General features: G+C 58.5%; 12 protein-coding genes and 4 pseudogenes. 9 read left to right on the forward strand and 7 right to left on the reverse strand.

Going from position 1 to position 14,473, the window contains the following annotated elements; all coding sequences use genetic code 11:
* Nucleotides 1-79: 79 nt before the first annotated feature.
* Both GGQ67_RS22900 and GGQ67_RS22905 read right to left on the reverse strand, forming a co-directional pair.
* Nucleotides 80-316, reverse strand: coding sequence for a hypothetical protein (locus tag GGQ67_RS22900; protein ID WP_183902438.1), 237 nt, complete (start codon nucleotides 314-316; stop codon nucleotides 80-82).
* Between the two features lie 259 nt (nucleotides 317-575).
* Entirely contained in the window at nucleotides 576-842 is a 267-nt protein-coding gene (locus GGQ67_RS22905) for a DUF1488 family protein (RefSeq protein ID WP_183902439.1), read from the reverse strand.
* A 991-nt stretch (nucleotides 843-1,833) separates the two neighbouring features.
* Between GGQ67_RS22905 and GGQ67_RS22910 the strand changes: the two are divergent.
* The 4 genes and pseudogenes from GGQ67_RS22910 to GGQ67_RS22925 form a co-directional block, all read left to right on the forward strand.
* Nucleotides 1,834-4,232: pseudogene (locus GGQ67_RS22910) on the forward strand (PAS domain S-box protein); the annotation flags it as partial.
* A 393-nt stretch (nucleotides 4,233-4,625) separates the two neighbouring features.
* The gene (locus GGQ67_RS22915) at nucleotides 4,626-4,769 is read left to right on the forward strand and encodes a hypothetical protein (protein ID WP_183902440.1); all 144 of its coding nucleotides are present in this window, start codon (nucleotides 4,626-4,628) and stop codon (nucleotides 4,767-4,769) included.
* A 91-nt stretch (nucleotides 4,770-4,860) separates the two neighbouring features.
* Complete coding sequence (locus GGQ67_RS22920; protein ID WP_183902441.1) at nucleotides 4,861-5,031, forward strand: hypothetical protein; 171 nt, start codon at nucleotides 4,861-4,863, stop codon at nucleotides 5,029-5,031.
* A 15-nt stretch (nucleotides 5,032-5,046) separates the two neighbouring features.
* Nucleotides 5,047-5,370, forward strand: a pseudogene (locus GGQ67_RS22925) (alpha-ketoglutarate-dependent dioxygenase AlkB); the annotation flags it as partial.
* 35 nt (nucleotides 5,371-5,405) lie between these two features.
* On the opposite strand, the gene GGQ67_RS22930 reads toward GGQ67_RS22925, so the two are convergent.
* From GGQ67_RS22930 to GGQ67_RS22950, 5 genes are all read right to left on the reverse strand, one after another.
* Complete coding sequence (locus GGQ67_RS22930; RefSeq protein WP_183902442.1) at nucleotides 5,406-8,372, reverse strand: Tn3 family transposase; 2,967 nt, start codon at nucleotides 8,370-8,372, stop codon at nucleotides 5,406-5,408.
* 15 nt (nucleotides 8,373-8,387) lie between these two features.
* Nucleotides 8,388-8,993 (reverse strand): recombinase family protein, encoded by a 606-nt coding sequence (locus tag GGQ67_RS22935; RefSeq protein ID WP_113207723.1) that lies wholly within the window; start codon nucleotides 8,991-8,993, stop codon nucleotides 8,388-8,390.
* A gap of 307 nt (nucleotides 8,994-9,300) precedes the next feature.
* The gene (locus GGQ67_RS22940; protein ID WP_183902443.1) at nucleotides 9,301-10,212 is read right to left on the reverse strand and encodes a hypothetical protein; all 912 of its coding nucleotides are present in this window, start codon (nucleotides 10,210-10,212) and stop codon (nucleotides 9,301-9,303) included.
* Between the two features lie 274 nt (nucleotides 10,213-10,486).
* The gene (locus GGQ67_RS22945; protein WP_113207725.1) at nucleotides 10,487-10,780 is read right to left on the reverse strand and encodes a hypothetical protein; all 294 of its coding nucleotides are present in this window, start codon (nucleotides 10,778-10,780) and stop codon (nucleotides 10,487-10,489) included.
* A 341-nt stretch (nucleotides 10,781-11,121) separates the two neighbouring features.
* A complete protein-coding gene (locus GGQ67_RS22950) occupies nucleotides 11,122-11,316 on the reverse strand; it encodes a PAS domain S-box protein (RefSeq protein ID WP_113363160.1) in 195 nt (64 codons plus the stop codon).
* 6 nt (nucleotides 11,317-11,322) lie between these two features.
* Between GGQ67_RS22950 and GGQ67_RS22955 the strand changes: the two are divergent.
* From GGQ67_RS22955 to GGQ67_RS22975, 5 genes and pseudogenes are all read left to right on the forward strand, one after another.
* Nucleotides 11,323-11,703, forward strand: a pseudogene (locus GGQ67_RS22955) (ATP-binding protein); the annotation flags it as partial.
* A gap of 294 nt (nucleotides 11,704-11,997) precedes the next feature.
* Nucleotides 11,998-12,264, forward strand: a complete 267-nt coding sequence (locus GGQ67_RS22960) for a hypothetical protein (protein ID WP_113207726.1) — start codon at nucleotides 11,998-12,000, stop codon at nucleotides 12,262-12,264.
* Nucleotides 12,265-13,171: 907 nt separating this feature from the next.
* The gene (locus GGQ67_RS22965) at nucleotides 13,172-13,534 is read left to right on the forward strand and encodes a hypothetical protein (RefSeq protein ID WP_113207728.1); all 363 of its coding nucleotides are present in this window, start codon (nucleotides 13,172-13,174) and stop codon (nucleotides 13,532-13,534) included.
* A gap of 27 nt (nucleotides 13,535-13,561) precedes the next feature.
* Entirely contained in the window at nucleotides 13,562-13,993 is a 432-nt protein-coding gene (locus tag GGQ67_RS22970) for a pyridoxamine 5'-phosphate oxidase family protein (RefSeq protein WP_183902444.1), read from the forward strand.
* Between the two features lie 51 nt (nucleotides 13,994-14,044).
* Nucleotides 14,045-14,378: pseudogene (locus GGQ67_RS22975) on the forward strand (DUF1003 domain-containing protein); the annotation flags it as partial.
* Between the last annotated feature and the right edge of the window lie 95 nt (nucleotides 14,379-14,473).

A 14,473-nucleotide genomic window follows, 5' to 3' on the forward strand; every position in this document is an offset into this window, starting at 1 on the left:
CTTGGTTGAGGCAAGCTTGGCTTGCACGAGGAAATTTTCCCGTTGCCAGTTCGTCGGGTGCGACGAGTGTCGAGGTTGCTCAAGGGGCAATAGACGGCGCCAGCGTTTTTTCGAATTCCTCCCTCGATACCGACCACGCCTCGGTGCGCCCGTTGGAGCTAAGGAGCAAGGTCATTGTCGTATGAAAAGCCTCCCATGTGACGTCGATGGGCTCCTCATCAATCTGAAGCTCGAAGACGCCTGGTGGATGAGGTTGCGCCATCCCGGGAAGCTGGAACGGTCGAATGATCGTGATGCTTTTCACTGTGATATTCATGACGGCACTGTTCCTGTCGGGAGAATGCTGGAATGCTCTGTGGCGGGCCAATCCCTCTATTTGCCGGCATTTCGGAGGAGGTCTATTTCCTTGGCGATGGGGCCCAGGAGCTTCCGCAATCGGTTCTCCTCCACCTGACCGAGACGAAACCTTTTGGCGAATTCGCTCACAAGCATAGTTTTCGCCGCTCCTGGTTGGAGCGGTGGAACTGGTTTGGTTGGATGATGCACGATCGTATCCTTTCAGGATCACGGTATGCTCAACGAAAATGCGCGAGATCCAGCGTGATGGTGCTGGATCGCACTTTGGAATAAGCAGAGGTCGCAGCTTTCAGAATTCTTGGCCGCAACGCATCGAACGCCGTCAGGTAGTCTGCCTCGCTTGCATTTCGATGCGATTTCTCGCAGGCCAAGACTTCGGTCGCCAGATAGAATTTGATCTCGAACATCCCGTCGTATCCGGTGAAACGGACACAGCGATTTCTGTCGTCAAAACTACGAGCTTCGTTTGGGAACGAGATTCCCATCAGCGCCCACCCTCATCTTGCCACCGATCAACAGCGCTACCCTCGGGTTGGGGATCAAGGCCTGCTCGCGTCGGTGACCGTTCACGGTTGGCGAGAGAATTCAGGAGAGCCGATTTTGTCCTCACACCCCTGCGGAACTCGGTTGAGAGAAAGATCGAGGCGTCGCGTTTCATGTCGGAACTCGCGTCCGACTCAGATCCCCGGAGGCCAGCGGACCTTAAGACTTCCCTGACCAGCTTGAAGCCGGCGGGTTCGACATGCGATGCTGCTGGATTGGAAGACATTAAGTCCTCCTTTGTTGGGGCAAGGTTTTGCACCCTTGATGACAGCGCCCTGAAGACGAGCCGTCACTACCATCTAAGTCGTGCTGAATTACTGGATTACAAGGGGAGGCCGGGTAAGGAGGTTCGGAGCCATAACCAAGGGCCGTTGAGAACAACTCTCGAAACCAAAAAAGGGGAGAGAGTTTCTGGCATCGACGCGCGAAGAAACAGCCGGCCAGACCGCCGAACCACACTGCCGAATCTGGCTCTTTGCTCCACTTGAGCGGCGCGTCGAGTGTTGTCTCAAAGAATTTGCGTGGCCTTCCCATCACGATGATGTCGTCGATGGCAGTATTGGCATTCGCCGCGTTTCTGCTGGTGATCGCGGTGTTCCTCGTCTGCGCGTTGCCAAAGGGCCAGGGCGCTCAGCCTTAAAGTTGGGTGGGCACTCAGATTACCTCTAATCCCAGCGGTCGGTAAACGCCGTTTGCCGCAGCGGAGTTTTCGCCATCCCGAAATCCGGACGTTCCAGGTGCAGAGGACCGTCGGTCTGCGAGACCCTCTCGCTCTCGTCGCTTCGTCCTCGACGCCAGACGAAACAGAATACCCTAACACGTTTACATTTTGTCGATGCGGGTTTCCAACGCCTTTTTGCTCGCTTCTGCAACTAAATCAATAGCTTTGCGTTAAGGTTCGATTCACGAGATCTCCCTGGGGGAAGAATGAGAGAGGGCGCCGCAGCGCTTCGACGAGAGATGAACGATGCGCTGACCATCGGCCGCGGCGGCGGTACGGAAGGTTGGCGTATCCGTCGCGACGGATCAAAAGTTTGGGCCGTCGGCGAGATGTCGCCGATCCGCGATCAGGCCGGTACGGTGATCGGGTTCACGAAGATCCTGCGGGATCGCACGGAGGAGCGGGCGGCTGAGGAGGCTATTACGGACGAACGCCGCGCCCTCGAGATACTCAATCGGGCGGGCTCCGCCCTTGCGGCCAAGACGGATCTCCAGGAACTCGTCCAGATCGTGACCGACGCGGGCTTAGAGCTGACGGGGGCCCAATTCGGCGCCTTTTTCTACAATGTCGAGAACGAGGCCGGGGAGAGCTACATGCTCTACACCCTCTCCGGTGTGCCAGCCGAAACATTCTCAAAGTTCCCGATGCCACGTAATACGGCGGTGTTCGCGCCCACCTTTGGAGGTGAAGGTATCGTTCGGTCCGACGATATCACCATGGATCCACGGTACGGCAAGAACGCGCCGCGCGCCGGCATGCCCGAGGGGCATCTTCCTGTTCGCAGCTATCTGGCAGTGCCGGTCATCTCGCGTAGCGGAGAAGTGACCGGGGGCCTCTTCTTCGGCCACGCCGATATTGGTGTCTTCGACGATCGATCGGAACGCGGACTGGAGGGTCTGGCCGCCGAGGCGGCCGTCGCTATCGACAACGCAAGGCTGTTCCAGGCGCTGGAACGTGAACTCGAACAACGGCGGAAAGCGGAAAGCGAGCTGGCGGACAGCGAGGCGCGACTGCGGCTGGCGACCGAAGCGGCGGAAATCGGCACCTGGGACTACGATCCCGCCTCGAACACGCTTCGCTGGGACGTCCGGTGCAAGCAGCTCTTCGGTTTGTCGGCGGAAGCGACGGTCACCTATGAGGGTTCCTTCCTTGCAGGCATTCATCCGGACGACCGCGAGCGAGCGCATGAGGCCGTGCAGCGGGCGATCAGCTCCGAGGGGTCTGGGCACTACGACATCGAATATCGCACGGTCGGTATCGAGGACGGCAGGGAACGCTGGATTGCCGCAAGTGGACGCGCCTTCTTCAGTACGGTCCAAAGTACGCGCTTTGTCGGCACTGTGATTGACATCACCGAGCGAAAGGCGACCGAAGAGCGGTTGCACCAGCTCAACGAGCGTTTGGAAGAGCAGGTGGAAGCCGAGATCGGCAAGCGTGCCGAAGCTGAAGAGGCGCTCCGACAGGCGCAAAAGATGGAGGCCGTCGGCCAGCTCACCGGCGGTATCGCGCACGACTTCAACAACCTTCTGGCCGGGATCAGCGGGAGCCTGGAAGTTATCGAAAGACGCCTGTCTCAGGGCCGGAGCGATGGCATCGATCGTTTCATTAGGGGTGCACAGACGTCCGCGCAACGCGCCGCGGCGCTGACCCAGCGGCTGCTTGCCTTCTCCCGCCGCCAGACCCTCGATCCCAAACCGACCGACGTGAACCGGCTGGTCTGCGGTATGGAGGATCTCATCACGCGCACCGTCGGCCCGGCCATCAAGGTCGAGGTTGTCGGTGCCGCGGGCCTCTGGCCGACCCGGATCGACACCGCCCAGCTCGAAAGGCGCTCCTCAACCTCGCCATCAACGCTCGCGACGCGATGCCCGGGGGCGGCAAGCTGACGATCGAGACCGCGAACAAGTGGCTGGACAATCGCGCCGGTCGGGAGCGCGACCTGCCACCGGGACAATATATATCGGTGTGCGTCACCGACACGGGAACAGGCATCCCGAAAGACATCGCCGATCGGATCTTCGATCCGTTCTTCACGACCAAACCGATCGGTCAGGGCACGGGCCTAGGTCTTTCCATGATACACGGTTTTGTGCGGCAGTCCGGCGGTCAGATCCGCGTCTACAGTGAGCCGGGGCAGGGAACGACGATGTGCCTCTATCTTCCCCGTTATACTGGCGAGATCACGGCCGATGCCGAGGCAGTGGACACAACGATCGCGGAAATGGGTGCCGGCGAAACTGTGCTCGTCATCGACGACGAACCGACCGTTCGCATGCTGATCGTGGAAGTGCTCGAGGAGGCGGGATATGTCGCGCTTGAAGCGGAAGACGGGCCGTGGGGACTGAAAATCCTCCAGACCGACGTCAGGATCGATCTGCTCATAACCGATGTCGGATTACCCGGCGGCTTGAACGGTCGTCAGGTCGCCGACGCCGCCCGACTGAGCCGCCCGGATCTGAAGGTTCTGTTCGTCACCGGTTTCGCGGAGAACGCCGCGGTCGGCAATGGTCATCTTGAGGCCGGCATGGAGGTGATCACCAAACCGTTTGTGATGACTGAGCTGGCCAACAAGGTCACCGACATGATCGAAAATCGGCATAGGGGTGCTTGATCAACGTTTTTTCTCCCCTGCCCTTGGCTGCCTCTGTCGGAGCGCTGGAAGAGCAGACGATCTGAAATGTCCCTGAGATGGGTACCAGCCGGTCGGTTGCGCGTTTTCACGACGTCGGCCCAGCCCTTTAGGCTTCCATCGTCGCAACGGTTCATCGCTCATCCGGTGGAGGTTTCCATATCCTCTGATATTTCGCGTCTGTGCCCTAGCGCCGCATTTCTGCGCCTCGCCGTGGATCAAGATCCTTCGGGGCACACTGCCTTGTAATGCATCTACCCACTTCTTATCTTTCAAACATCACTCACATAGCCACAGCAACGGGCGGACGACTCAAACGTCGACCGTTTCGCGCGTTAGCGCGTGCCATGCTGCTGTGCCCACGAAGGATCTCAATTGAAAAACGCAGATATTGTCGCCCTGCCGGCGGGGCCGAAGCCGGGCGACAGCGGCAAGGCTACCGACAAGAACCAGAAACCATACCCCTGCCTGCTCACCCGTGTGGAACTCCAAGCAATCATCGCCAAGCAACTTGGCTGAGGCGGGAAGGGCTTCCTCCTGCCACCGCCCGTGGGGCATCGGCCCGGTAACTGCCGGCAGATTTTGAAAGGCACATCATGGAAGCGTACCGGTGTCGGACGAGCGGCTTGAAGATTGCCGCGATGTCGTCGAGCCGGACCTGCAGGATCTGATCCGCGCGACCATCGCCTCCGGCTTTTCGGCGGAGGAGGTGCTGATCGCCATCAGCGAACTCGTGGCAGAGGATTTTGCCGCGTCCGTTAAAGTCCCCAGCGTTCATTGAGGCGGAGAATTGCACATGGGTTTCTCAGCGCAAGAAGATCTATTTGGGAAAGCGGAACCGGCTTTGCCGCCCGGTTTCCGCTACCAACCCGAAATCGTTCCCAAAGACGTTCAGTCGGACCTGTTGCATGAAATACCAAAATTGCCGCTGAGACCCTTCGACTTCCATGGCTTCGAAGGCAAGCGGAGGGTAATCTCGTATGGCTGGAAATACGACTTCGACACCCAGCAGGTGAGGCCGACCGAAGACATCCCACCGTTTCTCCTGCCTGTGCGATCGATTGCCGCAGCCTTTGCCGGCATCGCGCCGGATCAACTGCGGCAGGCTCTCATCACCGAATAGGGGCTCCATGGGCATTTCTACAATAATACCCGCTAAGGGAATTTGAAGTTGTTTGGATTGAAGCGGTTAGCGCGGATCGGCCTGAAGCGTTCGAGGGGGCGGTCAATTTCGTTCCAGAGGTAGTCTCCGGTCAGCGCGATATGTGCCCAGGGCAGCGGTGCGACCTGGGAAAGCACCTCGTCGGGCATGACGATGCCCTGGCTGCGGATATAATCGACGGCGCGGCTGAGATAGACGGTGTTCCATAGGATGATGGCGTTGACGACGAGGTTGAGGCCAGACGCCCGGTAGGCCATGGTTTCGGCGACGCGGTTGCGCAGTTCGCCGAGCTGATGGAGGAAGACGGCGCGTGCAAGAGCATGCCGACTTTCACCCTTGTTGAGGATCGCGTGTGATCTGCGGCGCAACTTCGTGTCGAGCAGCCAGTCGCAGATGAAGATTGAGCGTTCAATCCGGCCCATTTCACGCAGGGCCTGGTTGAGCCGGTTTTGCCGTGATGCTGCCAGCTTCTTGAGGATCACGGATGGCGGCACCAGACCTGCAGCGATCGACGCTTTCAGCCGCAACACCTCGTCCCAGTGCTGCTCGATGACATCCATGTTGACCGTTCCCGCGATCAGCGCGTCGAGAGGTCCGTAGGCCGGGTCTGGATCGATGACGAAGAGCCTGCGATTGCCGAGATTGCGGATACGGGGAATGAGCCTGTAGCCGAAGGCGTGGAACATGGAAAACGTCGTTTCGGAGGCGCCGGCCGTATCGGTTGCGTGCTCATGGATTTCGACGGAGCTCTCGTTGTGAAGAAGACCGTCGAGCACGTAGGGCGCTTCGCTTTCGGACGCCTGGATCATGCGGGAAAAGAAGGAGGCGAAGCGGTTGGACAGGAAGCCATAGATCGACGCACCCGGCCGTTTTCCGTATTTTGCATTGTAGTCGAGGCTGGCTTCGCCGCGCCCGCCGGCCGGAAAGAACTGCCCGTCCGAGGATGAGATATGGCCGTCGCCCCAGACTGCGGCGAAGGGATGGGCCTGTTGGGCATCGACCAGCACGGCGGTCGCTGTGGCATAAGTTTCCGATCGCAGATGCCGGTCCACCATCAGCATCATCTGATGGATCGTGACGCCGCGCGAACTTTCCGCCATGCGTTCAGCGCCGGCGTTCGTAGCGTCAGCAAGGATCGCGGCCATCAGCGCCGCCTCGTCGTTTGCCGTCTCACCGGTACGATAATGGGTGAAGCTGTCGAGGAACCTGGTCCAGCTTTGGACCTCGGCAAGCAGGCTTGTGATCCTGATCCGCGGGACCAGAATATAAAGCCGGCGGCTGAGCGTGACGATCCTGTCGCGGTCCTCCTCGCGGATCGGCGAGATTGACAGACCCTTGTCGGATATCGCCGCATCTGGAATGGCGTTGGCGGCGGCCGCCTTGGCCAGCTCTTTCAATTTCGCGTCGAGCGTGGCGGTGCGCTCAGTTCGCCATTCGGCAAAGCTGTCAGGGATGGCAAGCCCGAGCCGCCCTTCGGCGCGCATCAGGGCGAAGATCGGCCGAGGCAGAAGATAATCCTCGAAACTGCGCCATGCCCGGCTGCCATCGACCCATATGTCGCCGGCCCGTAGACGTTCCCGCAGGTGAACGAGCACCGCCACTTCCCAGGCGCGCAGGTCGATATGGGTGCCATCCGAGCGCACACGCCGTCGCCATTTGCGGGTCATAAATGCGAGCGGCACCTGCGCGGGCAATTTCTGGCCATCGTACAGTGCACGCAGATGGTCCACTGCCGTCAGGATCGGGTCGTCGGGACGGAACGACCGGAACGAGAACGTGCGGAACATGAGTCTGCCCAGCTTGCGCAACGATTTGTGCCGCTCAATGAGCTCGTCGAATTCGTCACTGCGATCTGGGCGCACGACAGAGGCTGCAGCCGTCATGCTGGCGATCAATCCGTCCCAGCCGAGGGAGGTTGCGATCGCGGATGCAAAATCGGTGTTACTCTCACGGGCGGCGAGAAGAGCCTCGCCGAGCTTGAGATGATTGAGCGCCACCCCATCAAGAACGTCTGCCTCTTTCAGCCGCCGCTCCTTGCGGCTGATCTCGGCCTTGCGACGGGTGCTGCCGATCAATTTGCAGAACATGTCGATCGCGAGGTCGGTGATCGCCGCCTGCTTTTCGATGACGAAGGCGGTCAGCGTGGCGCAGCGACGCTCGGATGTCAGGCGTCGTATCTCGCGTGCATGCAGAACGCGCGCGTCCCGGGCGATGATACCATAGCGGTTGGCATGGATCGTCTTGCGACGTTCATCGGAAATGGTGGCCGCATCAAGAACCTCGAGGCGGGCGATCAGGCCCTTGAGGTTTTTCAGCTTCGCTCCTTCAGGCGCCTCCGCGATCCAGCCGAGGTGGCTCCGATCGCCCGCCCGCTCAGCGAGAAGCTGATCAAGCGCTTCGATAGACGATTGCTCCAGGCCCCGGATCAATTCGCGATAAGCCTGTCGGCGTGCCGCCGCCCGGCCGGCCAGTGCCAGACGTATCAGCAGCTCCGGCACGGGAACGAGCAGCATCCTATCCTTGAGTGCTTCGATCACCGCCTTGGTGATCGGCGCGCCTTGCTCGGTCGCGGCCGCCTCACGTGCAGCCACGGTGATCAGTGTGCGATAGTCGCTCGCCCGAACAGGCTGGAGGTCCAACGCTGCGACGATCTCGCGCGCATGCTCGCGGCGTGTTTCCTCCCGTTGGGCATAGAGCCCGAACACCGCAGGGTCGATGCCAAGCTGGTCGGCGACAATAGAGACGACCGCCTGAGACGGGACTTCTCCTGGACGCAGCGGACGCCCCAAATCCCGGACCAGCGCGAGCTGGATTGCAAAGCCCAGCCGATTATGCGACCGGCGATGCGCCTTTGCGAAAGCAATATCCTCAGCAGACAGAGCATAGCGCGCCAGGGCTTCTTCATAAATGTCAGGCGGCTCGAACAAAATGGTGCGCGCCTGCGCATCGAGGAAGGACATCGGTCACATCAGCCCTTAATGCGAGGTGTCGGGCGAATCTTTCTTCCCGGACCCGGTCCATCCAATCCGTCTCAGTGTGTCGATCAGCGTCGAGCGCGGTACCTTGAACGTCCGGCACACGGAGGCCTTGCTGGCGCCAGCTTCCAAAGCAGCCAGAACCTGCTCGACCTTTTCCGCATCGATCGCCGGAGGCCTGCCGCCCTTGCGGCCGCGCCGGCGCGCCGCAGCCAGGCCGGCATTGACCCGCTCCGTAATCAACGCTCTCTCGTATTCGGCAAGCGTGCCGAATAGGTTGAACAGAAACGAGCCGTGCGAATTCGTCGTGTCGATCGCCTCCGTCAGAGAGCGGAAGGCGACGCCGCGTACCTTCAACTCTTCAACGATACGGATCAGGTGAGAGAGCGATCGGCCTAACCTATCGAGCTTCCAGACAACCAACACGTCGCCCTTGCGCAATTCCCCGAGGCAGGTCTTCAGGCCCGGCCGATCGTCGCGCGCTCCGGAAGCGCGATCTTGATGCAGATGACGCTCATCAACCCCGGCCGCGATAAGGGCATCACGCTGCAAGGCAACCGATTGGCGCTCATCACTACTCGACACCCGCATGTAGCCGATCAACATGTGCGACAAACCTCAAATCAGGAATTGTCGCACAGTCTCACATTCCGACAGGGTTTGTCGCGCAGAAAATCGCCATCCTACGACGCCAACTTCACCCTGCGACGGCGCTGCGCGGAAATCATGTGTTTTCCGTCAGCCACCAAAAGCAGCTATATGAAGGCGCTGCCGTTCGGGCCGACATATTCGGTGTTGAACCCATCCTTTCGAGCTGCGCGCAGAAAGGCATTCGCATCCGATAGATCGATCCGTTTTCCGTGGTCGCAAAGTTCCACGTGGTTGGCGCGCAACCAGTAAGATCCGCGGTCGCTCACCACGCGCACCTGCCAGCCGCCCTCGTCTGGCTTCTGCAACCGAAAGTCAGGAACCTTGCCATCCTGAATACCGGCACTCTCTGCCGACCGGCTTTCATTGGCTTTAGGGGTGGTTGCTGTCGTCGCATGTCGCATCGGATGTTCCTTGGATTTCTGGGTGCAGTGATCTCTTCGCTATGCTCTTCTTGCTGATGTCGGCTGGTGGGTGCCGCAGACGCGTGACCTGTTTGGCGGCGGACAAACGGATAGTGGCTCGTATCGAGACAGTCGTTGCGCTGGATCAAACGGCTAGATTTTTCCGGACTGCCGGCTGCCTCGGTCATTTTCTTCTGAATGGCCTCGGTGACGTCTTCCACCTGATGAAGCAGGTAGATAAGGCGACCCTCGGCATCGAAGATGGGAGTGTTCACCGGCTTCCAGAATTTAGTCACGAAGAGGCCGCTGGCGTCCCGGACATCGTACCGTTGGATACGCATGGCATTGGAAACGCCATCCTCGGCGGCATGTTTAAGCGATGCATAGAGATTGCTGACCCCGTCTGCCTCTTCGTCCGAAGGGTTGTCGGGGAAGACATCGAACATGCAACTCCCTGCAACCTTGGCGGCAGATGTCAGAGTGGCCTTTTCGTACGCGGTATTAATGTCGACGATGTGCAGTCCCTTGCGGGGATCCAGCAGGAGGTGGGGCTTTGAAGAGTGCTCGAATGAGTCGCGGAAGATTCTCCGCTGCACCTCCGCGTGCAACGGATCGACCTCCACACCGAAACCACTCACAGCCTCGAGGATCGCCAGGTCTCTGAGAGCCTGCGAGAGCATGACCTTGAGGAAGTGGGTATCGTGGTCGTTCCGTGGCTCCAGCAGCCGCGCGCGAAACAGGTCGATATTTTGCCTGAGAATGAACCGTTGCACAGCAGCCTCCCGGCTCCGTCTCCATTAATTCTCGTTCTGATCGACAACTGCACTCCAGCCGCTGGTTTTGCGCCATCTTAATCGCTGAAGCCAAGGAGAGCCGCCCTTAACGGCATATTCACTAGAACGAAGTTGGCGTCCCGTTCCGCCACCGCCTGGACGCCTTGCTGCCTCCGTTTCAAGGCGCCCCCAGCTTTCAGCCCGCATACCGTCCGATCCGCCTTTTCCGGTTCACTGGGACCTCCGCCTGATCACACCGATCATTGGCTAAAGGTCAATGTCGCGGCATGATTGCGAACTCATGAACCGTGCAGTGAGGTCGACGCAACTCGAACTCACTGAGCAACTTCAATGACTTTCGAACAACATCCTCGCCACGACATGGATCTGCTGCCACTTCCTCACTGCTCCCTTCCAACCGGGCACTGAGAGCCAGAAGCAGCTTCCAGACCAGATCTCCATCACGCTCAGCGATGAGGGCGCAAGCATGAAGTTTGTGAGCGAGTGCCCTAAGGATGGCCTGCCTTTCTTCGACAGGCATCTTTTCGAACGGCAGTGGGGTAGTCATAACGTTCTCCCACGTGCACTTTCTCGAACCGACCAAGCAACGTCCGCTTCCAGTGCCAGCCGCAAGTCGCCGATCGAGCAAACTATGGTTTGGACGCGTTCATTCATGGGAACCCCGCTGATCGCAAACTTGTGCAGCTTGCTCTGCGCTCGTGGAGGGTTGGGGTTCGTAATAGGCGTGGCGGTCCTTGGAGCGGGAACCGTTGTTCTATCGTCGTTGAGAGATCTACGTCTCATCATATCTACTCCTACCGTCAGGCAAGAGCGCGTATAATCTCCCAATCGGCTCTGCCCTGGAAGAATAGGCCGACAGAGTATCCTACGCTGCAAAATGCAAATGACCTAATTTATTTCCATTCGCTCGGCTGCGGTATGGCCGAACAGCCGTTCGGCCGCCTTGTTCGAGGTCCTGATAACGCCCGTCAGGCTTTTGCTGACGATCGCGTCGGAGGACTTGACAATGGCGGCCAGAAGGGCCGCCCCGTCATGACACGGGCGCGAATTCTTCACGCTTTCCTCCAGCTCGAGCAACGTCATTCAAGTCCGAAGCTCGACAAATTCGATCTGCTCATCCTCGACGATTTCGCCTATGTGACCAAGCACCAGGCTGAAACGAGCGTGCTCTTCGAACTCATCTCCGCGCGCTACGAGCGGCGATCACTCATGCTCACCGCCAACCAGCCCTTCGGTGAATGGAACAGGGTTTTCCCCGATCCCGCCATGACACTCGCCGTCGTTGATCGTCTCGTCCACCACGCAACAATCTTTGAGATGAATGTCGAAAGCTGTCGGCGTCGATCCGCGATGGAAGCCAAACGCCAGCGTGGCAGACCCGCTTACTTCGCGACAATGAAAAATGCCGCTATCCATTATTTTGCAAGGAGTCGTTTTCGCCTTGCAATTGCGTCCAGCCTCCCCATTTGAGATATAGTAGCAGCCACGGAACGGGCGCTGCTTTTTAGAGCCGCAAAAAGCTCTAGCCCCAAGCGGGAGGACGCGATGTCTTCCATAGCAAGAACTTCCAGACACGAACGCGCAATGCGATTCCTCAGCGGCTTGAGATACGGGGATTTCGTCATGAAATCGATCCCGGTCATGGCTGTCGCATTCATTCTCTACGTCATACTGCAAGGCACGTTCTGGTAGCGTCCGGATTGCAGTTACCGAAATAGCATCGTTTGCGGTGAGCGTTGGTCCAATCGACCAATTGAGGTTCCTATGTCAGAACGCACAACAGAATCTGAGATTACCTTTTCTCGTCCTTTTGCCCTAAGCGCTCTGGTCGTCCCGCTCGATGCGGGCACCTACCGAGTGATAGTAGATGAAGAATTGATAGAAGGACTGTCATTTCCCGCTTACCGAAGAACTGCAACGCATATCGAAATACCAGCCGTGGGCGTCAGTATCGGGACAAGGCAATTGTTGCAGGTTCATCCGCAGGACTTGGAGTCGGCAATCAAGAAGGATGCCGAGGGTAAGGAATAGCGAGCGGCCCCTTACGGTACCTTATTTACAAAGGATTGCGGCCTTATGGTTTCTCGGGCTGGTCGAAGGATAATGGTGGCCGCTTTGGCAATTGGGCTCGCTCTCGCGGTCCTTTATAGATTGAGCAGCCCGTACGATGCTCATGGAGAAACCAATGGCGCAGCAGGCCCCTGGATCTCGCGTGCGACAGGACAGGTCCCGGCCACCGCGACGTTCAAGTGACGGCCGCAACTGAGGAGAGCAGCAAATGACTGCCACGAAGGCTCAACAGTCTCGTTCGTCCAGATTGGCCAGGGTCTGGACAATAAGTGATTTTGCCAAACGCTTCCGGCTTGACCCGCTTGAAGAGAAACGACTGCTGAAGCTGTTGGGGCCAACTGCGACAGAGCGCCAGCTTCTTCTCAACGCCGGAAGAAGGCCGCTGAACCCCGCCGGGGACCTTGGATGAAGAAGGCACAAACATGCATGCGATGAATATCGCGTCGGCGACTTCATCCAAGCCGAGATGGACAGCGATGTCGCATGTGCTCTCGATACTTGCTTCGCCAAGTCTGAAGGATCAGAATCGATGTGCCCCACGCCCGAGGAACGAAAAACACTTAGACGCGTCCTCAAGCGGGCTGACTACGCTACTTCTGAGATGCAAGCGACCGAAGGTGATCGGCACTTGCAGGAGGTCGCTGTCATTCGTCGGATTGAGGCCGCAACTATCCCGACCGTCAATTATCCGGCGTCCAAACGGCAAAGACTGAACGCGGACTCTGCGGCTGTTTCAGCTTGGGAAAATGAGGGAGGGTCCGTGCTACGGCCGAAGCCAAAAACGTCCGCAAGAAGGCTAAGCCGTTCACACGGAGTAAATTCCGATGAACCGATACGATAAGCCGAACTTCATGAAGGGATTCCCGAAATGTACAATGCCAAGCGCGATGGTTACGGGAACGGCGCAAACCTTGCCATTCAGTCCATGGGCGAGATCGAAGGCCGTATGACGGTACTGGAGGTTGTCGCAATGACCTCGTTGAGCCTCCTCATCAAAGATGGTGACAAACATGCAGCCCAACAGGCGCTGTCAGCCATTCGCCGTGCGATGCGGTTGAAATGCGAAGACATCAAGCTGTCGTCCTTGGATGCCGATTCTGCGATTGCATATGCGCAGGAGCTTTTCGAGGCAACTTTCGAAAACATGGGCCGGGAAGAAGCAACGAAAACCATTGCACCTTCGAGCAAACGCCAAGGCTCGCGCCGTTCCATACCCGCGTTTCAGAGCTAGGAGGATCATAAATTGGGCGTTCGAGAAATGACTGACCGCGAAAGCCGGGAGGTCGTTGCCCACCAAAATGTTGGGCATCTTGCCTGTGTCCGCGACAATCGACCTTACGTCGTGCCCGTCCACTATGCGTTCGATGGAGAAAAGCTCTATGTCTTTTCCCTGGCGGGGCAAAAGGTAGATTGGATGCGGAGCAATCCGAACGCTTGCCTTCAGGTGGAGGAAAGCGGGGAACATCACCGTTGGAGGAGCGTCCTCGTTCAAGGGACCTACGAGGAACTGCCGGACACTTCGGAGCGGCACAACGAACGTCTTCACGCCTGGTCCCTCTTGCAGAAGCGGCCATTGTGGTGGGAGCCCGGCTCCTCCACGCCCGGCACCGACTCGGAAGGTAAGGAAACTCCGATTTTCTTCAGTATCTCGATTGCTCAGATATCTGGCAGGGAATTGGTTGGGTCTTGAACGGCGCTAACGCCCTGAAGTCACGGCAAGTTTGTACATCTGAAGGAGATCATGTCTGCAGAGACAGGGCGCGAGATATCTGCGCAGGAAATTTCGCTTGGTGCCAATCGATACCTGGGAAAGCCCTTCGAGCTGCTGACGCAGCGAGAGCAAGCGGTATTCCGGCGACTGATTTCACGAAGGGAAATTACCCGCGATTCAAAATCAGTCATTCGACGAGAAGCTCTCCTCGGCTCAACGATTGGCAGACAAGGTAGCGAAATTCGGCGGTTCTTGGACACTCATTGTAATCTTCGCCGTTGCGCTCGCCGTCTGGGTAGCGGTCAATCTGATCGCAGCCTCGCACGCCTTCGATCCCTACCCGGTCATATTCCTGAACCTTATCTGTCAATCGGCGTCGTAACGGGACCCCTTATCGGCTCCCAAAAGGGACCCCTGCCTCTAGTTGCATCGGGTCAGCGCGCGTAGGCCCGGGGCTCT

Source organism: Rhizobium metallidurans (genome assembly GCF_014196505.1).
Classification (GTDB): domain Bacteria; phylum Pseudomonadota; class Alphaproteobacteria; order Rhizobiales; family Rhizobiaceae; genus Rhizobium; species Rhizobium metallidurans.

What these genes read in the sequence shown, in the direction of transcription:
- GGQ67_RS22905 (WP_183902439.1), bottom strand. Translation starts at nt 842, where the DNA reads ATGGGAATCTCGTTCCCAAACGAAGCTCGTAGTTTTGACGACAGAAAT.
- GGQ67_RS22965 (WP_113207728.1), top strand. Translation starts at nt 13,172, where the DNA reads ATGTACAATGCCAAGCGCGATGGTTACGGGAACGGCGCAAACCTTGCC.
- GGQ67_RS22945 (WP_113207725.1), bottom strand. Translation starts at nt 10,780, where the DNA reads ATGACTACCCCACTGCCGTTCGAAAAGATGCCTGTCGAAGAAAGGCAG.
- GGQ67_RS22950 (WP_113363160.1), bottom strand. Translation starts at nt 11,316, where the DNA reads ATGACGTTGCTCGAGCTGGAGGAAAGCGTGAAGAATTCGCGCCCGTGT.
- GGQ67_RS22935 (WP_113207723.1), bottom strand. Translation starts at nt 8,993, where the DNA reads ATGTTGATCGGCTACATGCGGGTGTCGAGTAGTGATGAGCGCCAATCG.
- GGQ67_RS22960 (WP_113207726.1), top strand. Translation starts at nt 11,998, where the DNA reads ATGTCAGAACGCACAACAGAATCTGAGATTACCTTTTCTCGTCCTTTT.
- GGQ67_RS22900 (WP_183902438.1), bottom strand. Translation starts at nt 316, where the DNA reads ATGAATATCACAGTGAAAAGCATCACGATCATTCGACCGTTCCAGCTT.
- GGQ67_RS22970 (WP_183902444.1), top strand. Translation starts at nt 13,562, where the DNA reads ATGACTGACCGCGAAAGCCGGGAGGTCGTTGCCCACCAAAATGTTGGG.
- GGQ67_RS22930 (WP_183902442.1), bottom strand. Translation starts at nt 8,372, where the DNA reads ATGTCCTTCCTCGATGCGCAGGCGCGCACCATTTTGTTCGAGCCGCCT.